Annotated in this window: 19 protein-coding genes; 1 reads left to right on the top strand and 18 read right to left on the bottom strand. The window is 57.1% G+C overall.

Annotation, left to right across the window (positions count from 1 at the left end):
• Window positions 1-68 precede the first annotated feature (68 nt).
• Window positions 69-551 carry a GtrA family protein gene (locus tag RIKMI_RS0106195; RefSeq protein WP_027290893.1) on the bottom strand — a complete coding sequence of 161 codons (483 nt, stop codon included), beginning with the start codon at window positions 549-551 and terminating at the stop codon, window positions 69-71.
• 241 nt (window positions 552-792) lie between these two features.
• Here RIKMI_RS0106195 and RIKMI_RS0106190 point away from each other — a divergent pair, with 241 nt between their 5' ends.
• Window positions 793-1614, top strand: a complete 822-nt coding sequence (locus tag RIKMI_RS0106190) for an HAD family hydrolase (RefSeq protein ID WP_027290892.1) — start codon at window positions 793-795, stop codon at window positions 1612-1614.
• Between the two features lie 172 nt (window positions 1615-1786).
• Here the strand turns inward: RIKMI_RS0106190 and prfB are convergent.
• The 17 genes from prfB to ybeY all read right to left on the bottom strand — a co-directional run bounded on the left by prfB (window position 1787) and on the right by ybeY (window position 21098).
• Window positions 1787-2876, bottom strand: a protein-coding gene (gene prfB, locus RIKMI_RS13235) for a peptide chain release factor 2 (RefSeq protein WP_156877456.1) whose coding sequence is annotated in 2 segments (ribosomal slippage) — window positions 1787-2812 and window positions 2814-2876 — 1089 coding nt in all. Because the reading frame shifts where the segments join, the coding sequence is not laid out codon by codon here.
• Window positions 2877-2967: 91 nt separating this feature from the next.
• On the bottom strand, window positions 2968-3915 hold the full coding sequence (locus tag RIKMI_RS0106180) for a nucleoside recognition protein (protein WP_147288415.1): 948 nt from the start codon (window positions 3913-3915) through the stop codon (window positions 2968-2970).
• Between the two features lie 3 nt (window positions 3916-3918).
• Window positions 3919-4416: a dihydrofolate reductase gene (locus RIKMI_RS0106175; protein WP_027290890.1), complete on the bottom strand. Its 498-nt coding sequence runs from the start codon at window positions 4414-4416 to the stop codon at window positions 3919-3921.
• A 668-nt stretch (window positions 4417-5084) separates the two neighbouring features.
• The gene (locus RIKMI_RS0106165) at window positions 5085-6095 is read right to left on the bottom strand and encodes a sensor histidine kinase (RefSeq protein WP_027290889.1); all 1011 of its coding nucleotides are present in this window, start codon (window positions 6093-6095) and stop codon (window positions 5085-5087) included.
• 18 nt (window positions 6096-6113) lie between these two features.
• The gene (locus RIKMI_RS0106160; RefSeq protein ID WP_027290888.1) at window positions 6114-6725 is read right to left on the bottom strand and encodes a riboflavin synthase; all 612 of its coding nucleotides are present in this window, start codon (window positions 6723-6725) and stop codon (window positions 6114-6116) included.
• Between the two features lie 186 nt (window positions 6726-6911).
• The gene (locus RIKMI_RS0106155) at window positions 6912-8234 is read right to left on the bottom strand and encodes a UDP-glucose dehydrogenase family protein (RefSeq protein WP_027290887.1); all 1323 of its coding nucleotides are present in this window, start codon (window positions 8232-8234) and stop codon (window positions 6912-6914) included.
• A 3-nt stretch (window positions 8235-8237) separates the two neighbouring features.
• A complete protein-coding gene (locus tag RIKMI_RS0106150) occupies window positions 8238-8780 on the bottom strand; it encodes a hypothetical protein (RefSeq protein ID WP_027290886.1) in 543 nt (180 codons plus the stop codon).
• Between the two features lie 71 nt (window positions 8781-8851).
• Entirely contained in the window at window positions 8852-9940 is a 1089-nt protein-coding gene (locus RIKMI_RS0106145; protein ID WP_027290885.1) for a GDP-L-fucose synthase family protein, read from the bottom strand.
• A 384-nt stretch (window positions 9941-10324) separates the two neighbouring features.
• Window positions 10325-11215: a dTDP-4-dehydrorhamnose reductase gene (gene rfbD / locus RIKMI_RS0106140; protein WP_027290884.1), complete on the bottom strand. Its 891-nt coding sequence runs from the start codon at window positions 11213-11215 to the stop codon at window positions 10325-10327.
• A complete protein-coding gene (locus RIKMI_RS0106135) occupies window positions 11208-12524 on the bottom strand; it encodes a Gfo/Idh/MocA family protein (RefSeq protein ID WP_037291605.1) in 1317 nt (438 codons plus the stop codon). The genes rfbD and RIKMI_RS0106135 overlap by 8 nt, the downstream gene beginning before the upstream one ends.
• 12 nt (window positions 12525-12536) lie before the next feature.
• Window positions 12537-13613 carry a dTDP-glucose 4,6-dehydratase gene (gene rfbB, locus RIKMI_RS0106130; protein WP_027290882.1) on the bottom strand — a complete coding sequence of 359 codons (1077 nt, stop codon included), beginning with the start codon at window positions 13611-13613 and terminating at the stop codon, window positions 12537-12539.
• 181 nt (window positions 13614-13794) lie between these two features.
• Complete coding sequence (mscL, locus tag RIKMI_RS0106120) at window positions 13795-14205, bottom strand: large-conductance mechanosensitive channel protein MscL (protein WP_027290881.1); 411 nt, start codon at window positions 14203-14205, stop codon at window positions 13795-13797.
• A gap of 540 nt (window positions 14206-14745) precedes the next feature.
• Window positions 14746-15321 (bottom strand): hypothetical protein, encoded by a 576-nt coding sequence (locus RIKMI_RS0106115; protein ID WP_147288416.1) that lies wholly within the window; start codon window positions 15319-15321, stop codon window positions 14746-14748.
• 80 nt (window positions 15322-15401) lie between these two features.
• A complete protein-coding gene (locus RIKMI_RS13230) occupies window positions 15402-16304 on the bottom strand; it encodes a DUF4435 domain-containing protein (protein WP_169715503.1) in 903 nt (300 codons plus the stop codon).
• A gap of 503 nt (window positions 16305-16807) precedes the next feature.
• A complete protein-coding gene (locus RIKMI_RS0106105; protein WP_037291600.1) occupies window positions 16808-18658 on the bottom strand; it encodes a lysophospholipid acyltransferase family protein in 1851 nt (616 codons plus the stop codon).
• A 104-nt stretch (window positions 18659-18762) separates the two neighbouring features.
• Window positions 18763-20643, bottom strand: a complete 1881-nt coding sequence (mnmG, locus tag RIKMI_RS0106100; protein ID WP_027290878.1) for a tRNA uridine-5-carboxymethylaminomethyl(34) synthesis enzyme MnmG — start codon at window positions 20641-20643, stop codon at window positions 18763-18765.
• 2 nt (window positions 20644-20645) lie between these two features.
• The gene (ybeY, locus tag RIKMI_RS13225) at window positions 20646-21098 is read right to left on the bottom strand and encodes an rRNA maturation RNase YbeY (protein WP_051214387.1); all 453 of its coding nucleotides are present in this window, start codon (window positions 21096-21098) and stop codon (window positions 20646-20648) included.
• Between the last annotated feature and the right edge of the window lie 10 nt (window positions 21099-21108).

Genomic DNA, 21108 nt, shown 5'->3' with positions numbered 1-21108 from the left:
ACCATTGCAAACCGGAGGGGCCGAATCAGATGGGGCGGTGCCGGGTACGCCGACCCCGTTTTCATTCTCTAAGGGCAGCGGTGGGTACGGAAAGTGTAGAATCGTTGGGCCACGTAACTGAATGTAACGGTAACGACCTGGATCATCACGTTCGCGATCGAGGGATACACGCCCAAGGTTCCGACGAGCAGTTTCAGGCCGAAATAATTGATCGCGATATTGACGGCGACCACCTGAGCGTACCGGAACAGTTGTTTGGCGCCGTGCACCTCCGATTTGCCGAAGGCGATGTTGCGAGCGAGGTAGAAACCGGTGAAGAAGGTGACGACGAACGTGACGAGGAAGGCAAGAATGGGGGCGGAAACGACCACGATCCCGAAGTCGGTGTCCCGCTGCCCGAGCACGAAGTTATAGCAGAACCAGTAGAAGACCGCATTGAACAGCAGATTCAACCCGCCGACGAAAGCGTAGCGGAATGTCTCCTGCGGGACGATCCGCCTCAGGGGCCTGATGTAAAAAAAGTCGGCTAACCGAGTAATCGCTTTGCGCATATCGCAAAAATACATCTTTTTTCCCTCGTTTGTTTTCCCGCTGCCCGGCGGTTCCCGTTTCCGGGGCCGGGTGGGTTTTTCCCGCCTGTCCGGGCCGGCGGGCCGGGCTGCGGAAATCCCCGGCAAATCGTTATATTTGTGAACCTGATTATATATTTCGATATGCCGAACATGTTCGGCGGCCATTCCCTTTATTTCAAGTCCAAGTATATAACCGGGGTTGTGAAAATCCGCACCGACTATGGTACTCGCACTGATCTACGATTTCGACGGCACGTTGTCGCCGGGGAACATGCAGGAATACGATTTCATCCCCGCTATCGGGAAAGGCAACCGGGAGTTCTGGGACAATTGCAACCGGATGGCCGAAGAGAACGACGCCGATCCGATCCTGACCTATATGAACGAGATGATCCGCCAGGCCACGGTCAGCGGCGTGTCGCTGCGTCGCGACGCTTTTGCGGAGTCGGGACGGAAAGTGAAGCTGTACGAAGGGGTCGAGTCGTGGTTCGCCCGCATCAACCGCTACGGCCAGTCCAAAGGGATACAGGTGGTGCATTACATCAACTCGTCGGGGCTGAAAGAGATGATCGAAGGCACGCCGATCGCCCGGTATTTCAGGCAGATTTTCGCCAGCACGTTCCTTTACTCGGTGGACGGGGTGGCCTACTGGCCGGGCGTGGCGGTCAATTATACCAACAAGACGCAGTTCATCTTCAAAATCAGCAAGGGAATCGACAGCGTGTACGACTCCAAGGCGGTGAACCGTTTCGTACCGGAACAGACGCGGCCGGTGCCGTTCACCCATATGATCTATATCGGGGACGGGACGACGGATATTCCCTGTATGCGGCTGGTCAAGGAAAAGCAGGGCCATTCGATCGCCGTTTACAATCCGGCGGACAAGGAGGTGGGCCATTCGCTGCGGCAGCTGGTCGAGGAGCACCGGGTCAATTTCGTGGCGCCGGCCGACTATTCGCCGGGCAGCCGGATGGACGAGGTGGTCAAGGCCATTATCGACAAAGTGGCTGCCGACGACCGACTCAAGAAGTTGGAACTCTGACGGTTCGTTCCGGTTTTTCGTTTGAGGGCGGTATAGGCTGTTCGTAACGGGGCCGGCTCGTGAAGCCCGGCCGGGTTCTGCGGACAAAGCGTATGCCGGAAACACGTGCGCGGCGCAAGGACAAATCCTTACGCCGCGCACGTGTTTCCGGAGGAGAAGCATCGGGACAGCCTCAGGCCCGGCCGCCGAACTCCATCAGGTAAGCCTTGATGAAATCGTCGATCTCGCCGTCCATCACCCCGTCCACATCCGAAGTCTGGTAATTCGTCCGGTGGTCTTTCACCCGCCGGTCGTCGAATACATAGCTGCGGATTTGCGATCCCCATTCGATCTTTTTTTTCTGCCCCTCCAGCTCCGCCTGCAAAGCCTGCCGCTTTTCCATTTCGAGCTGGTAAAGTTTCGACCGCAGGATGCGCAGGGCATTCTCCTTGTTCATAATTTGCGACCGGGTTTCGGTATTCTCGATCACGATCCCGGTCGGGATATGGTAGAGCCGCACGCCCGTTTCGACCTTGTTCACATTCTGCCCCCCCGCGCCGCTGCTGCGGTAGGTGTCCCACTTGATATCGCCGGGGTTGATGACGATTTCGATGGTGTCGTCCACCGCCGGGGAGACGAATACGCTCGCAAAGGTAGTCTGCCGCTTGTTGTTGGCGTTGAACGGCGAAAGCCGCACCATGCGGTGCACCCCGTTTTCGCTCTTGAGGTAACCGTAGGCATAGTCTCCCACGAATTCGATCATGGCCGATTTGACCCCGACTTCGTCGCCGTCCTGGATATCCAGCGCTTTGACCGTATAACCGTTGCGTTCACCCCAGCGGGTGTACATCCTCAGCAGCATCGACGCCCAGTCCAGCGCTTCGGTACCTCCCGCGCCGGAGTTGATCTCCATGATAGCCCCCATCTTGTCCTCTTCGGAACGGAGCATGTTACGCATTTCGAGCGCTTCGATCAGCTTCAGCGCCTTGTCGTAAGCCGCGTCGAGGTCTTCCTCCGTCGCCGCCCCCTCCTTGATGAATTCGGGCACGAGATTCATTTCGTCCATCGCCGTGGCGATGGCGTCGTAGTCCGAAACCCACGATTTGATGGCGGCCACTTTCCTGAGCTGCGCCTGCGCTTTTTCGGCATCGTCCCAAAAGTCGGGAGCGAGAGTCAGCGCCTCTTCGTTTTTCAGTTCTTCGCGTTTCCCGTCCAAGTCAAAGATGCCTCCTCAGCGCATCCTGGCGCCTTACAAGCTCTTTCATCTGTTCTGTCGTAATCATATTTTCGTATTGTTTGTAAGTCTCCGCGTCAGCAGCGGCCCTGTCGCCCAAGCCGCTTTGCGGCTTCGGGGGTGGGCGACGGGCCGAATAGTTATTGGTTACGTCTCCGCTCCCGCAGGGCGATCCCCAGCCGCATCGCCCACACCACGGCCATCGCCATCGCGAGCCGCGGAACCAACAACCAGAACAGCCCGATACCCAATGCCGCATAGAGCAGGGTATCTTCCAGCAACGAATGGTTCATGGCCGCGTGGGCGTTCAACAGACGGGCTTCCCGCCGCGGGACGGCACCCGTTTCCACTTCGCCGATCATCACCGAGCTGCCGTAAGTCAGTCCCAACGTGTTGAGCACTACCCAAAGGAACGCGCTGTCCGGCGAGAGGCCGAAAATCCGCATGAGCGGCGCGAGCGGGGCGGTCAGCCGTCCGATCAGGCGGAACTCCCGCAATAGCTGTTGCAACACGTTCAGCGAAACGATCATCGCGAACATCAGCGGCAACAACCGTGCCTGCGCCGTGGCCCAGCCCTGCATGACGGCCCCGAACGAGGCGCCGCCCGCGTCGCGGTGCGCCACAAGAAGCGTTCCGGTGTAGTTTTCCGGCAGGATGCGGTTCAGTATCCAGGCCGTAAGCAGAGCCATCGCCAGCCGTAAGGCCGCCATACCCCAAGCCGAGCGGCATCCTGCTTTGCGCTGTACGACCGATTCCACAATCAGGTTATGAGCGATGAGCGTCATCACTGCGATGATCGTCACGCTCCGGTAATCGAGGTTCAGGGTGCCCATCACGCCGATCGCGGCGTAGATCGAGGCCGAAACGGCGGTCAGGAAAGTCAATACGCCTTCGCCGTTCAGCCCGATATGGGAAAATACGGGAGTCAGCCACTCCGAAACCGCAGCGATCGCGCCGGCCCATTGCAGAAGGGCGACGCCGAAAGTGATCGGCAACATCATTTTTACCAACCACCACCAGGTGCTTAATCCGTTCCGGAAACCCCGTACGGCGCAGGCGCGTGTCCGTAAAGTCAGTGCGTGCTGCATGGTTTATCGTCCGACGCGGATATAGTCCGTAAATTCGAAAGCGGGCGTTTCCCCGGCGGCCGGATGCGTTTCGTTCCAGACCATGCGCCACCGGTCGGCAGTGATTTCCGGAAAATGCGTATCGCCCTGCGGCGCGGCCTGTATGCGGGTCAGGTAGAGCTTGTCGGCCAACGGCACGGCCTGCCGGTAGATCTCTCCACCGCCGATAATGAAAACCTCTTTGGCGGTGTCTTTATATTTTTCGGCAACCTGTTCCAGCGAGGAGACCGCGACGACTCCCTCCGGTACGGTGAATTCCGGATTGCGGGTGACGACGATGTTAAGCCGGTTCGGCAGGGGTTTGCTGCCGAGCGATTCGAATGTCTTGCGTCCCATAACGACCGGATGGCCGGAGGTGATGCGTTTGAACCGCTTCAGGTCTTCGCTGATGTGCCACGGCATCCGCCCGGCGTTGCCGATAACGCCGTTCTCTGCGACGGCGACGATAACGGAAAGGATCATAACTGTCTGTTTCGGGGGCAAAGTTAATCATTATCCGCCACTTGTAGGTTATCCTTTTTCCCGGCGCCTGTCGTCTGTTTCGGGGCTGTCGTATTTCTTCGTTTCGTTCTGTTCGTTTTGCTTGGCGATTGTTTTTGCCACCTGCCATAAATCGTAGGACTAACGTACTGTCTTTCGCCGTTGGACATTTATTTTTTCTTGGCCCGCTCATGCCGGCGGGGCACCTTCTTTTTTGAACGAGCAAAAAAGGAAGCGAAAAATTCGCCGGGAATGCGAATTCCCGGATCTGCAGCCTTTACCCGCACTTCGATACCAAGTAAGAAGCCGGAAGTACTTCTTAAACTTACGGTTTAAAATCAGTTTCCGCGTCAGCGGGCGGGCCGGACGCCTCCCCCTCGGGAGGCCCGCATTTCGCCGCTCGACGCGTCGGAAGTTGCGACCGCTCCCGGGCGTCCGGATTTTATAAATAACAGTACGGTTAATGTATGGCCGGAGCCAGCGGAGCCGAAACAAGCGCAGCGCAGTTGCAGGCCGCCGCCCGGGGTGGCTCCGGCCCTCCCGCTATCGCGGTACTTTTACGAATAACCCTACGGTTATTCGTATGTCTATCGCCGACGGGCATTTGTTTTTCTTCGCCCGCTCATGCCGCACCCTTCCCTCTGCCGGGTTCAGGCTTTGGCCAGCGTAAACGAAAAAGTAGTCCCGACGTCCGGCGTACTGCGTACGGTGATCGTCTCCTTGTGGGCCTCCAGAATATGTTTGACGATGGCCAGTCCGAGACCGGTGCCGCCCGCCGCCCGGGACCGGCTTTTATCCACTCGGTAAAACCGTTCGAAAATACGGGGCAACTGCTCCGCCGTCAGGCCGATCCCGTTATCCTGCACTTCGACCATCACTTTTTCGAACATATCCACGTACCGTACCCGTGTACGGCCGCCCTCTTTTCCGTATTTGATCGAATTGCTCAGCAGGTTGATAAGCACCTGCCCCACCCTCGCCCGGTCGGCATCGACCATCAGCCGGTCGAGCGGACCGGCATCCGAAACCAGCACGATACCCCGCTCCGCGGCCTGCATCTCCAGCGATTGCATGATTTCGTCCACCAGAGCCAGCAGATCGAAACGTTCGCGCCGAAGTTCCAGCGTCCCGGCTTCCAACCGGGAAATGTCCTCCAGGTCGCGCACGATATGGATCAGCCGTTCTATATTTTTCTCGGTCTGTTCCAGATATTTCCGGTTGATGTCGGGGTCTTCGAGGCCGCCGTCGAGCAGCGTCAGGATATAACCCTGAATACTGCAAAGGGGGGTCTTCAGTTCGTGCGACACGTTGCCGACGAACTCTTTCCGGTACTGTTCGTTTTCGCGCAGGCGGGCGATCTCCAGCGTATTGCGCTCGGCCCACGCCTGCAATTCGCCCTCGACTTCGGTCACGACGTCGCGTCCCCGATACTCCTCGGCGATCTCGCCGGACTTGCTGTCGCGGGAGCGGAGAATCTGGTACATGGGTTTGATTCGGAAAATAACGTACCGCCGCATCACATGGGCCGCCGCGAAATAGACGACGACAGCGACGGCAGGCACGGCGGCCCATTCCCAGCCCGCCAGAAGAGACAGAAAAACCGCTCCCGCCCCGGCTATCGCCGAGGCCGAAGAAGCGGCCCGTATGGTCCTTATTTTCATCGCAGAGGGACGAAGCGGCTATTTGTCCGTACCGAGCAGACGCGCCACGTATTTGCCGATGATGTCGAATTCGAGATTCACGCGCGTGCCGGGCTGTATCGTATGGAAATTGGTATGTTCGTGGGTATAGGGAATAATGGCTACCTGGAAGCTCTCCGGCCGGGAATTGACCACGGTCAGGCTGACCCCGTTCACGGCGACGGAACCTTTTTCGACGGTCACGTATCCGGCTTTCCGCATCCGTTCGGACGCTTCGTATTCGAACGTGTAATACCAGCTTCCGTCGGCGAAATCGACGGCCGCGCAACGGGCGGTGGTATCGACGTGCCCCTGTACGATATGGCCGTCGAGCAGGGCGTCCATGCGCATGCTCCGTTCGAGGTTCACCAGATCGCCTTCTTCCAGGAGGCCGAGGTTGCTTTTTTCGAGGGTTTCGCGGATGGCGGTAACGGTATAGGTACCCGCCTCCGTGTCGAGCGCCACGACGGTCAGGCACACGCCGTTATGGGCGACGCTCTGGTCGATATGCAATTGGGGCGCAATGTCCGCTTTCAATGTCAGGTGGAGGTTGTCCCCTTCTTTCACCAACCGTACGACGGTACCGACGGTCTGTACAATCCCTGAAAACATATTTTTCGATTTTGATAGTCCGAATTTCCTATAGGTATACGACTTTACCCTATATTGTTATGCACACTTGATTTTCATCGGCCCGCCCCCCCGAAGCGGCGTAGCCGCTTGGGCGCAGGGCCGTTTAGGGAAATCATTTCCCGATTTTGGGTAATATCGTATATACTTACCTCCTTATGGTCCCGATTACAGCACTCCGATTCCGTAATAGGTGAATCCCAGCGCGCGGAGTTCGTTCCGGTCGAAGATGTTGCGGCCGTCCACCACTACCCTGTCCCGCATGGCCCTTCCCACCACTTCCCAATTCGGCAGCCGGAACTCTTTCCACTCCGTCAGCAACACCAATGCGTCCGCATCCAGCACGGCCCCATAGGCATCCGCGGCATAAGCGACGGCGCCGCCCAGCCGTCGGCGTGCTTCGTCCGTCGCCACCGGATCGTAGGCCACCACTTCGGCCCCCGCTTCCAGCAACTGGGGAATCAGCACTAGGGACGGCGCTTCCCGCATGTCGTCCGTACCCGGTTTGAAAGCCAACCCCCACAAGGCGACCCGCTTACCCCGGAGGTTCGGTATCCCTCCGAAATGCCGGGCCAGTTTCTCGAACAGGATGCCTTTCTGCCGTTCATTGACCCTCTCCACCGCCTCCAGCACCTCCATCCGGCACCCGTTCTCCTGGGCGCTGCGAATCAAGGCCTTGATGTCTTTCGGGAAACAGGAACCGCCGTATCCGCAGCCCGGATAGAGGAACTTGTTCCCGATGCGGCTGTCCGCCCCGATTCCCTTGCGCACCATATTGACGTCCGCTCCCACGGCCTGGCACAGATTGGCCACGTCGTTGATGAAACTGATACGCGTGGCCAGCATGGCATTCGCGGCGTATTTGGTCATCTCGGCCGACGGAATATCCATGAACATCACCCGGAAATTATTCAGCAACAACGGTTTGTAAAGTTTCGTCATCAGGTCTCTCGCCCGTTCGGAATCGGTGCCCACCACCACGCGGTCGGGTCGCATGAAATCCTCGATGGCATTGCCTTCCTTGAGGAATTCCGGATTGGAAGCCACGTCGAACGGCACCTGTACGCCGCGCTTGTCCTGCTCTTCCCGGATGGCCGCACGGACTTTGGCGGCCGTCCCCACCGGAACGGTCGATTTCGTTACCACAAGAACGTAACGTTCCATATTCCTCCCGATGGTGCGGGCCACCTGCAACACGTAGCGCAAATCCGCCGAGCCGTCTTCGTCGGGCGGCGTGCCCACGGCCGAAAAAACGATTTCCACTTCGGGAAGCGCTTCTTCCAACGACGTGGTGAAGTGCAGACGTCCCGCTTTGTGGTTCTTCTCGACCAGCAGTTCCAGATTAGGCTCGTAAATGGGAATGATCCCGCTGCGCAGCCGCTCGATTTTCGAAGCGTCGGTATCCACGCAGGTAACGTCTACTCCCAGTTCCGCGAAACAGGTTCCGGTCACCAGACCGACATACCCCGTCCCTACGATGGCTATCTTCATGGATTATTCGGGATTTGACGGGTTCGCCGAGGCCGGGCTGTAACTTACGGTATATCGTTTCGACAGCTGCGTGCCTTCGGGCAGGGTGGTGGTACGGGTAAGCCTGTAAGTAAACGAAACCGTACCGGAAGTGGTTATCTCCAGTTTGTCGTCGCCCGAAAGTTTCTGCGCATCGGCGAGCACCTTTTCCAGGTCGGCTTCGTCCAGCCTTTTGACTTCGTTCTCGTACAGGTTATACGCAACCTGATCGTTGTAAGCCAGATCCGCGCCTTCGATGACCAGAGCGTTCACGTAGTTGGTCCGGATGTACCCGTTGTCGATCAGCCAACCGGCCAGATAGTTGGCCACGAAATAGAGGTCGCGCTGGTCGGCCGGCAATTTCGAAGCCTCTTCTTCGGTATAATTGGAGCCGTTTTCATGCTTGGGAAGACCGTAAAAATCGACCCCGATATTGTACGAAGAATACGGCTTGTCTTTCGAACAGCCGGTCAGCATGCCCAAACCGACCGCTACGGCCATCAAGGCTACAAAAATTTTCTTTTTCATCGTCTCCTGAGAGGTTTAATGGTTAGCTCTGCGGCCCCCGATTCCGGGGCGGTTACAAATATCCGTATTTTTCAGGAAATATCCGCCTGTTTCCCCAGGTACCAACGATAAAGGCGGTCTATACCTTCCTCTATGGATACTTTGTGCCGCCAGCCGAGGGCATGGAGCCGCGACGGGTCTGTCAGTTTGCGCATCGTGCCGTCGGGTTTCGATGCGTCGAACACGATCTCGCCGCGGTATCCGACCGTATCGGCGATCCGCCGGACGAGGTCGGCGATGGTCAGTTCCGTACCGGTACCGATATTGAGGTGGCAGTTCCGGATTTCGCTCCCTTTTCCGGCGGCGAGGTCTTTGAAATCGACCCGCTCCATAATGTAAACGCAGGCGTCGGCCATATCTTCGCTCCACAGGAATTCGCGCAGGGGCTTCCCGGTGCCCCAGACGGTCATCCGCCCCTGGGCAATGCCGTATTTTTCGAGCTTTCCCCGAATTTCGGCTTCGGAAGCGTCGCCGCCTACTCCTTCGACGGGCCGTCGGGCGAAATCCGCGCGTATAACGCCCCAGTTGCTTTCGGCGAGCGCTTTGGCCAGGTGCATTTTTCGCACCAGGGCGGGCAGCACGTGGCTGGTTTCGAGGTCGAAGTTGTCTTCGGGGCCGTACAGATTGGTGGGCATCACGGCGATGAAGTTGGTGCCGTATTGCAGGTTGAAACTTTCGCACATTTTCAGCCCGGCGATTTTGGCGATGGCGTACGGTTCGTTGGTATATTCCAGAGGTGAGGCGAGCAGGCACTCTTCGGGCATGGGCTGGGGCGCCTCGCGGGGATAAATGCAGGTGGATCCGAGAAATAGCAGTTTCTTCACGCCGTACCGCCGGGCGGAGGCGATCACGTTGTTCTGTATCTGGAGGTTGCGCCAGATGAAGTCGGCGCGGTACCGGCTGTTGGCCATAATCCCGCCGACGTATGCGGCGGCCAGAAACACGTATTCGGGCTGTTCCTTCCGGAAAAACTTTTCCACGGCCTGCTGGTCGGTCAAATCGAGTTCCGCATGGGTCCGCCCGACGAGGTTCGCGTACCCTTTGCTTCCGAGATTCCGCCAAATGGCCGACCCTACCAATCCCCGGTGCCCGGCCACGTATATCTTCGATCTCTTTTCCATATCTCTTTTCAATTCGTTCGTTTATCCGTACGTTGGGTTAGGGGCAACCGTTCTTTTTCTGAAGAAAAAGAACCAAAAAGACTTTCCAGAGGCCGCCCTTCGGGCAGCCACGCTGTAACTACCTTTTGCATTTGCTATGCGGGAGGGGCTTATGCAGGAACTAACCGGCCCCCTCCCGCATAGCAAAATCGGGGCAAATACGGCATTAGCATCCCAACGGGATGCGTTCGGAAGTTTTTCTGGTTCTCTTTGTTCACAACCGACGCTGCCAGCGAATCCAGAGACCGTTTACGGGCTATGGTAAGCGGCGAGGAGGAAAACGAGCGTAGCGAAGTTAAAGAGAACAGTACCCTCAAACCTGAACAGTACAAATAAACGAACGGTTTAAAGGGCTTGGATACAGCGGGCGAGGCTATCGTGCCAGTCCGGGACCTCAACGCCGAACGCGTTCCGTATCTTATCCTTGGAGAGTACCGACCACGCCGGGCGAGGCGCCGCAGCGCCGAACTCCGCCGTAGTAATTCCCCGCACTTCGCATTTGCGTCCCCCCAGACGCATGATCTCGCGTGCGAAATCGCACCACGTAGCCACTCCCCCGTCCGTATAATGATAGAGGCCGAACAGCCCGTCCGCCCGTTCCGACGCCTCCCCATCCGTCACAGCGATCATGCGCAGGATCGCCGCCGCCAAGTCCGCCGCATAGGTCGGCGTTCCCCACTGGTCCGCCACCACGCCCAGCTCCGGACGCTCCGCCCCCAGGCGCAGCATCGTCTTCACGAAATTATTGCCATACGTACTGTAAAGCCACGCCGTGCGCACCACGAAACTCCGCGGATAGGCCAACGCCAGCTCCTCCCCCTGCCACTTCGTCGTCCCATATACCGAACAGGGTCCCACCGGATCGTCCTCCGTCAGCGCATGACGGTCGGCCGGTATACGCCCGTCGAACACATAGTCCGTCGAAACCTGTACGAAACCCGCCCCCACAGCCTCCGCGGCCGCGACCAGATTGCCCACCGCACCGGCATTCAGCAGCTCCGCCCGCCGCGCGTCCACCTCCGCTTTATCGACCGCCGTATAAGCCGCCGCATTGACGATCCACGCCGGCCGCTCGCTCTCCGCAAAAGCCACCGCCGCCGCCCGATCCGTAATATCCAGTTCCGCTACGTCCGTAAAGACGAACCCGTACCGCCCGGCATACTTCCCGCTGCGGTCGATGTCGCGCAGTTCGTTTCCCAACTGACCGTTCGCGCCGGTCACCAAAATCTTATCCATTCGTTATCCGCTGATTATCCGTTTCCAAAAATGCGATGCGGTACGCCTCCATCGAATGACGGATGTCGCACAACGGCCATCCGCCCCTGCCTGACAAAACGGCCCGCACGCCGTTCAAAAAATCTTCGACCAGGGCATAATCCGCCCCCGCATGTCCCGGCGCGTCGGCCAGGGCCGGGAAATGCCACTCCTGCTCCCGGTCGCCCGTCTGCATCCCCGCCGTGGGATAATACCGGAACCGTATGGTATGCTCGTCGCCCCACAGTTCCCCTTTCGACCCCATCACATGGATGCGGCGTCCCTCGACAGCCGTCACCCCGTTCACTTCCAAAGCGACGTCCGCTCCGTTCGCCAACGCGATTTGCACCGACTGGTGGTCCCAGACGTCGTTATCTCCGACCCGGTAAACGCACCTGCCGTATATGCTGTCCCGCAACACCCGCCGTATGTCGCCGTCGCCGAATCCGGGCGGCAGGTCGAAATGCCTCAACCACTTCCGCTGCCGCAGATAGAGTTCCACCGCCGAATAGGGGCACTCGCGCTCCATCGGACAGTCGAGGCACCGCTGCGCGCCGGCGCTGGCCCCCGGCGCCCGTTCGGGCCGGAAAAGGGACAATCCTCCGGCGGTCCGCACGCTCACGGCCGACGAGCCGGTCAGCCAGACCAGATAATCGACGTCGTGGCAGCATTTGGAGACGAGCAGCGTATTGCTCGCTGTACGGTTCCGCCATAACCCCCGCACGAAAGCGTGGGTCATCCGGCCCAAACCGATATTCTCGGCATAGGAAATGGCGACGATACGCCCGACCCGGCTTTCGTCCCGTGCCAATTCGCGGAAACGGACAAAGAAAGGGTGATAACGCAGCGGATGGCAAATGCCGACGATCAGCCCCCGCTGCCGGGCGGCCTCAGCGATGTCGAGGCATTGGCGATAACTTTGGGCGATGGGTTTTTCGAGCAGGAGATGGTATCCCCGCTCCCGCAGGGCGGACATCGCGATACCGTAGTGCAGATGATCCGGGGTGGTAACGATCGCGGCCTGTATCTCAGACAACCGGGCCGGCCCCGTGGGGGAAGTCGCCTCCAGAAACCGTTCCCAGGTATCGAAACCGGCGCCGGAGGGCAAAGAAAACGTCTCCAACGCGGCACGGAGCCGGAAAACATTGGGTTCCACGACGGCAACGACACGGGCTGCCGGGCCGCCCGCCGAGTTCGGGGAAACCCGGCGCAGATAATCCGCATAAGTTCTGGCCCGGTTACCGAAACCGACCATCACCAACCTGACGGGTTCTTCCGCATTCCGGTACATCGCTACGCACTCCTATTTGTCGCCGTACATCTCTTCGTAATACCGTTCGTAAGCGCCGCTGGTGATATTGTCGAGCCACTCCTGGTTGTCGAGGTACCAACGGATGGTCTTTTCGATCCCCTCTTCGAATTGCAGCGAAGGCTCCCAGCCGAGTTCCTCGTGGAGTTTGGCGGAGTCGATGGCGTAGCGTTTGTCGTGCCCGGCGCGGTCGGCCACGTAGGTAATGAGTTTTTCGCTCGTCCCTGCGGGCCGTCCCAGCAGACGGTCGGCCGTGGCGATCATCACCCGAATCAGGTCGATGTTCCGCCATTCGTTGAATCCGCCGATGTTGTAGGTCTCCCCTACCCGGCCGCTGTGGAAAATGGTGTCGATGGCCCGCGCGTGATCGACGACGTAAAGCCAGTCGCGCACGTTCTCGCCGGTACCGTACACGGGCAGCGGTTTATTGTGTCGGATGTTGTTGATGAACAGCGGAATGAGTTTCTCGGGAAACTGGTTCGGCCCGTAGTTGTTGGAGCAGTTCGAGATTACGACGGGCAGGCCGTAGGTGTTGCCGAACGCCCGCACGAAGTGGTCGCTGGAGGCTTTGGAGGCCGAATAGGGCGACTGGGGATCGTAAGGGGTGGTCTCGACGAAGAAAGTGCCGGGGTCGCGCAGCGACCCGTACACTTCGTCGGTGCTGACATGGTAGAAGAGCTTGCCGCCCATGGCGCCGTCCCAGGCTTCTTTGGCGGCCTGCAACAGCGAGAGGGTACCCAGCACGTTGGTCTGCGCGAAGGCGAAAGGATCTTTGATGGAGCGGTCTACATGGCTTTCGGCGGCCAGGTGGATCACGCCGTCGATCTTATGCTCCGCAAAGATACGGCGCATGTGTTCCAGATCGCAGATGTCGCCTTTGATAAAACGGTAGTTGGGACATTTCCCGGACACGTCTTTCAGGTTTTCCAGATTCCCGGCATAGGTCAGCTTGTCGAGGTTGTAAATCCGGTAATCGGGGTATTTCTCGCAAAAAAGCCGCACGACGTGCGACCCGATAAATCCGGCGCCGCCGGTAATCAGGATGTTCCTCGCTGTCTTATGATTTCCCATTTGTATCAGTTCGGCAAGCGAAGGTATATCTTTTTTATCTTTCTTGCTCATGGTGGCGATCAGTCCCATCTCTTACACTTTATGTTCTGTTTTCCTAACTTTTGTAGCGGGTTCCGTTCAGACTTTTCCTTCTTTCGATACCGAAAGATTGCCAAAGCCAACGAAACGGACAAGCCCGGTATCATTTTTTCTCTTTCAACAGGTCGCGTATTTCGGTCAGCAACTGCTCTTCTTTGGTCGGTTCGGCGGGTTTCGGAGCTTCTGCGGCGGTCTCGGCTTTGCTCTTGAGGGCGTTCATGAATTTCACGAGCGCGAAGATGGAAAAGGCGATGATGATAAAGTCGATAACGGTCTGAATGAATTTCCCGTATCCGATCACTACGGCAGGGGTGTCCCCGCTGGCCTGCTTGATGGTAACAGCCAGATTGGAAAAGTCCACGCCGCCGAGCAATACGCCGATGGGGGGCATGATAACGTCGCTGACGAGCGAACTGACGATCTTCCCGAATGCGGCACCGATGATAATACCGACGGCCATATCCACTACGTTACCGCGCATAGCGAATTTCTTAAACTCGGATAACCATTTCATATGCATATCTTTTTAAGTGTTCGTTTATTCTGTACTGTTGGGTTCGAGGGTACTGTTCTCTTTAACGTCGCTTCGCTCGTTTTGCCTGCGGCTTCCTCGTGCTGCCTTGCCAAAGACCGTGAACGGTCTTTGGTCTCGGAACGCTACTCGGTTCCTCCTCGCCGCTTACCATAGCCCGCAAGCGGTCTCCGGATGCGCTGGCAGCGTCGGTTGTGAACAAAGAGAACCGGAAAACCGACGCAGCAGCCGAGTGCCGTCGAACTCGTTCGAATGGCCGAGGCGCAAGGAAGAAGGTGAAACCAAACTTTTTGAGATCGTATCTCCTGAGTTTGGCAGATGCCCTTTTCTTCAGGATTTTCGATCGGAACGATAGCCCGTGGTTTTGCGGTTCGCAGAACCGCCGGCCTTGTCGCCCTGGCGCTTCGCGCCACGGGGGGAGGGCGACAGGCCGAACCTCAAGTTTAGGTGCAGGCCGTCGTTTCGGACAACAGTACCCTCGAACCTGAACAGTACGGAATAAACGAACGGTTAAACAAATATTCACTGGACATGCCAGGATCCGCGCGAGCGGACGAAAGTGCGTTTATCTTTATAGGACCGTCCTTGCTGGAACCCTTGGTACGCACCGAACGGAGTGATTTCCCGCTCCTCGAAAACGTATGAGCATTCGATTACATTTCCCTCCGACACCGTGCGGAATTCCTCGATTTTCACCGGCACCATCCGGCAAACCTGCACATACGCCTCCTTATCCGTCGAACGACGCGAGTCCGACATCGCTTGCCCTTTGGCCGTCAGCTGCACGTCGATTACCGTCCTCCACGTATTGCTGTCCGTGTTCTTCACCTCGACCAGCCCCGCATCGATCAACGTACCGTAATGTTTGCGGATATACTGCCTGCTATTCTTGTGGTTATCCCCCGTCAAAACCATTTCCCCGACACGCATCGGCGCATAGTACGGCATCTGGAACTCCGCCTGCTCCACGATCTGTCCCAGCGCGTCTTCCGGCGTCAGTTCTCTCGAACACGAAACGAGCGTCCCCACACATAAAAGCAGTCCCGAAAACACGGCCGCCATCCGGCCCGATATACGAAATCCGTAATGTCCTGTCATTTGTTTTCCAGTTTTACATTTCACCGTTGCCGGCATAAGGCAACAATCGTTCACAAGGTAGCCATTTTTCCGAAGAATCGTCAATTTTCCAGCATCCGCACGATATCCGCCCGCAGTTTGGTGAACAACGGACACGACCGGAACCCCGTATTGCTTTTCAGCAACTCGTCCACGTCCGACAGAGAGTTGTTATAGGAACTCAGTTCGTTATTGAGCGGCAATCCCTGCCGCGAACTGCCCAATATCTGGCCTACGGCCATCTTCCGGAGCGCATTGCAGACGGTACCTACCAATACGGAAACTACATTGTCCAACAAAGCATGCCCCTGCATATACAGATGGGTCTCTTCGGGCACCACGCCTTTCTCCCGAAGATAAGCGTCGAATTTATCGACTTCGGGCAACCGTTTCTGGTGTTTGGCCCGAAGGAACCGCAGTCGCTTAGCCACCTGCTTACCGAGCCATTCCAGGGTGTCCTCGCCGTTATCTTCCACATTGATATAATTGATTTTCACCGTATTGCGAAAGTCTGCCAGTGTAAAGATCGTGGGACGATCGACACGGGCGGCATAGGCGTACCACACGAACAGGGGGTATATGGTCCGGGAATATTCGGCCATGAATTCTTCGAAATCGAAGATATGCGCGTCTTTCTTGGTCGCCCGCACGCAAACGGAATGCAGGGAGGGCGGATAACAGAGGTAGTTTTCTATGGCATAAGTATAGGTCTGGAGCAGGTAGGGGGTGTGATTGACGGTCCGGGACTGCGACGAGAGGTCGCCGAACAGGTAATCGAAATCGGAATCGACACATAGTATCAGGCTTTTCCCGGCCTGATCCGCGAATTGCAAAACCACTTTTTTCCCTTTGGCGAGGTCGTTCCGTGCGGGGGTCGAAATCTCGAACCGCCGGTCGGGAGTTTCGAATTCATCGAATATGGACCGCCAAAAGGGTATATCGTCGTACCCTTCGACGTACACCATAACCCGGTTCCGCTTATGCAAAGCGGAAATAGCTTCGAAATATTCGGACGTTATATTCTGAACCAACCTTTTCCCCATAATGTTCCACGTGAAACTGTAATATCAATCGTTCGTTTATTCTGTACGTTAAGTTTTGAGGCAACCGTTCTTTCTTTGAAAAGAAAGAACCAAAGAGCCGACGCAGCAGCCGAGAGCCGTCGAGTTCACTCGAATGGCCGAGGCGTCAGGAAGAAGGCGAAGCCAAACTTTCGAGCAGCCGTGTGCGCCTCAGTCTCCGCAGTCCTCTTGCATTGAGCCTGCTCTTTGTTTTGCAATGGCAGGGAGCTAACCAAATTGTATTGGACTGAAAAGCCCCCTGCCATTGCAAAACAAGACTGTCAAAGAAAAGGGGGTACCCGGCAGGTTCAGGAGATGCGCCAGCATCTCAAAAAGTTTTTTCGGTTCCTTTTGTGAACAAAAGGAACAGTACCCTCAAACCTGAACAGTACGGATAAAAGAACGGTTTATAATTTCGTATTACCGACGGAGCGGAAACGTTCATAGACATTTTCGCCCGCGAACTCCCTGGCCACCATATCGATTTTATCCTTCGGCACATCGCACAGGTCGAGAATCAGCATGGCATCCAGCGCATCGTTGAACAGCGGATCGATATTGAATCCCATGACCCGTCCCCCCAGTTGCAGATACTTTTTCATCAGCACAGGCATCCCCTGCCCCGAAGGTTCCACATCCCGGATCAACTTATCGATTTCATCCGTCGAGACGATCCTCCGGATCATCTCCTCATCCACCGCCGGACGTCCCAGCGCCCCGACACCGTTACGCGGCACCACATAACGAGCCAGCTCCGCATTCCAGTGATTCGCCTTGATATAATCGATCAGCAGCCACTTCGCCGCCATCGCATAGCCGCCCGACATGCTCACCGGCCCCATCAGGTAACGGTAAGACGGATTCCGCAGCAAAACATGCAAAATACCCCGCCATAATAACAACAAAGTCTGCGAACGCCGCTGATACCCCGGCACCACGAACGAACGCCCCAGTTCGATCGACTGCCGCAGCACATCGTTCAAACGGCGCGAGAACTCGAAAAGCGTATAAGTATAGAACCCCTCGAACCCGCGGTTGTCCAGCAGCACATCTCCGAAACCGATCCGATACGCCCCGGCGATCGCCTGTTTTTCCGCATCCCAGACAAAAAGATGCTCATACAGGTCATCATATTCGTCGCTGTCCGTCTCCAGTTGAGTCCCCTCGCCCACAGCCCGGAAAGTCACCTCCCTCAGCCTCGCTATTTCTTTCATTGTCAGAGGTATGACCGATGTCGGAGCACAGAAAAGACACATATTTCCCACCCGCGTCAGCATCCGTTCGTCGGCAAGCGCATCCAACTCGCGCCCCAGCAGAAGCGGATCGACCGGCTCCGCCAACTCATCCGCCACGGACTTCCCGCCCCCTGCCTTCCGTTTTTTACGGAACCCCAACCTCGAAACCGTAGCCCGGCGTACCGCCTCCAACTCTTCCGTCGCAGCCGCCGTATCGGTCAATACGGAACGCAGGCAATACACATTCGCCCGCAGAAAATCCGAAACCGACTCCGCCGAACCGATCTCTTTCAACAATTTGGCCGGCACCGCCGAACCGAAAGCCACCGCTACCGATCTCCCCTTCTTATTGATCAGCTCCAACGGCAGGCGCACCGTCCGCAACATCGGGTGTATCTTACCCAACAAATGGAATATCAAGCTATTACATCCTTCTATATAAGCCGGTATTACCGGTACTCCGGCCCGGAGAATCAGTTTGGAAACCGACCGGGACCACGGTTTGTCCTCGATTTTCGAAAAACCTTTCCGATAAGTGGAGACCTCTCCGGCCGGAAAAACGACTAACGGCCTCCCCGCTTTCAGATGTTCCACCGCACGCCGTACCCCCGAAATATTACGACCGTTTTTCGCATCGAACGGATCGACAGGCAGGAAAAACTCGTTCAGCGTATCGATCTTCGTCAGCAGGAAATTACCCAGAAACTTGACATCCGGCCGAATACGGGCGACCAAGACCATCAGGAGCAAACCGTCCAAAGCTCCGTGCGGATGATTCGAAACCAGCACGAAAGGCCCCTTTTCCGGAATAAAACCGAGCCGTCCGGCATCCGTCTCCGCCACGATCCCCAACTGATCCAGCACCGCACGGGCGAAATCGATTCCCTCTTTGCCGGAGGCTTCCGAATAGAGACGATTGATCTTGTTGATACCCAGCATGGACTGCGCCAACTTGACGACAGCCTTATTCAACACGGTGGTATAAGGTATTCCGAGATCGGAGTTATCCACTAATTTCTTCATAACCCATCGAATTTACGGCACTTTCGGAAACAAGCTCCGTACCAAATATACCTGTTTCGCCTTTCGTTTCCAAATCGCCCGGTGTTCCACGTGGAACACTGCGACTAACGACCGAAATAGACCAGCAATACATTGATGTCGGCCGGCGATACCCCCGGGATACGCGAAGCCTGAGCGATAGTCTGCGGTCGGATACGGGTCAGTTTCTGCCGGGCCTCGATAGAGAGGGATCCGAGCGCCTCGAAATCGAATCCCGCCGGGATCCGGATACCCTCCAAGCGCTTCATCTTTTCCGCGACCATCCGTTCCCTTTCGATATACCCGGCATATTTCACGCCGGTCTCTACCGCCCTCACGTCTTCCCGCGCCGCGCCGATTCCTTCCAGGAAACGCGCCAATTCGGGCAATGCTTCGGCCAGGCCGGAAAGAGTTACGCCCGGCCGAAGCAACAATTCCGCCGCTTTTTTCCGCTGCTCTACCGGAGATTCGCCGACCGATGCCAGATACCCGTTCACCTCGTCCGGAGCTACGGCCGTCTCTTTCAAAAATGACGACAACTCTTCAATCCGACGCTCCGAGGCCGTGTACGCCTCCCACCGTTCGTCCGAAACAAGTCCAATCCGTCTCCCGGCCGGCGTCAGCCTCCGGTCGGCATTATCCTGCCGCAACAGAATCCGGTATTCGGCCCGGCTGGTAAACATCCGGTACGGTTCATCGACCCCTTTGGTCACCAGATCATCGATCAGCACGCCGATATAGGCCTCGTCCCGCCCCAATATGAACGGTTCTTCGCCCCGCAGGCTGCGCACGGCGTTGATGCCCGCCATCAGCCCCTGCGCCGCTGCCTCCTCGTAACCGGTCGTACCGTTGATCTGGCCGGCGAAATAAAGCCCCTCCAGCCGTTTGGTCTCCAACGTATGATACAACTGCGTGGGCGGAAAATAATCGTACTCGATCGCATAACCGGGCCGGTAAATCTGCACGTTTTCCAGCCCTTCGATCTGTTTCAGGGCCGCTACCTGCACCTCCCACGGCAATGAAGACGAAAAACCGTTCAGGTAATATTCGTTCGTCATACGTCCTTCCGGTTCCAGAAACAACTGATGCTGCTCTTTGTCGGCGAACGTACGCAGTTTGTCTTCGATGCTCGGACAATACCTCGGCCCTTTCCCCCGGATGACTCCCGTGAAAAGCGGAGAACGGTCGAAGCCGGAACGCAGCGTATCGTGTACCGGTAAGGACGTATATAACAGATAACAAGGCATTTGTCTTTCCACAGGAACCGGACGGACGGAAGGCAGGAACGAAAATTTTTCCGGTTCCTCATCGCCGTATTGCGCTTCGATCCGCGTAAAGTCGATCGTCCGGGCGTCCAGACGGGCCGGTGTTCCCGTTTTCATCCGATCCACCTCGAAACCCAATCCCCTAAGCTGTTCCGAAAGTCCCCGGCTCGGCATGTCCCCTGCCCTGCCCCCTTCGGTCCGGGCCAGGCCGACGTGCATCAGACCGTTCAGAAAAGTACCGTTCGTCAGAATCACCCGCGCAGCCCGAAAACGGACGCCTAATTGAGTAACAATACCCTCTACCCTTCTGTCCCCGGAAACGAGCAATTCCGTCACGCTGTCCTGCCACATATAGAGGTTTTCGGTCGAATCCAGCACCCGCCGCCACTCCTGCGAAAACGCGTATTTGTCGCACTGCGCCCGAGGACTCCACATCGCCGCCCCTTTCGAACGGTTCAGCATCCGGAATTGGATGGTCGTCCGGTCCGTCACGATGCCCATCTGGCCGCCCAGGGCGTCGATCTCCCGCACGATCTGCCCTTTCGCGACACCGCCGACCGCCGGATTGCACGACATCTGGGCTACCTTGCCCATGTCCATCGTCACCAGCAGCGTCCGCATCCCCATGCGAGCCGAGGCGACCGCCGCCTCGCAGCCGGCGTGGCCCGCACCGACCACAATAATATCGTATTCGAATTTCATCCTTATCTCCTATATACGACCCCTTCCAACAACCCCTCCGGCGCCTGCGCCAGATAATGGTTCTCCCGCTCCCGCATTTTGGCCGCGTCGGGGTCGGTCTTATCCTTATACCCGGCCAAGTGCATGACACCGTGAATGATAACCCGTAAAAGTTCCACGTGGAACATCACCCCATACTCTTCCGCATTACCTTTCACCGTATCGACGCTGATAAACAGATCGCCCGACAGAACGCCGTTTTCGCAATAATCGAACGTAATGATGTCGGTAAAATAATCGTGCCGGAGATATTGCCGATTGATTTCGAGCAGATAGGGGTCGCTGCAAAAAATCACATTGATCTCCCCCGCGGCGAACCCCTCTTCCCGGACAGCGGCCCGCATCCACGCGGCCGTCTCGCGTTTACGGCCGTCGATATTGAATTTCGTATCTTCCGAATTGAACGTTATCGCCATAGTATCCTGT

Source organism: Rikenella microfusus DSM 15922 (genome assembly GCF_000427365.1).
Lineage (GTDB): Bacteria > Bacteroidota > Bacteroidia > Bacteroidales > Rikenellaceae > Rikenella > Rikenella microfusus.
The sequence above is the reverse complement of the archived record's forward strand: the minus strand, read 5'-3'. Positions and strand labels throughout refer to the sequence as shown.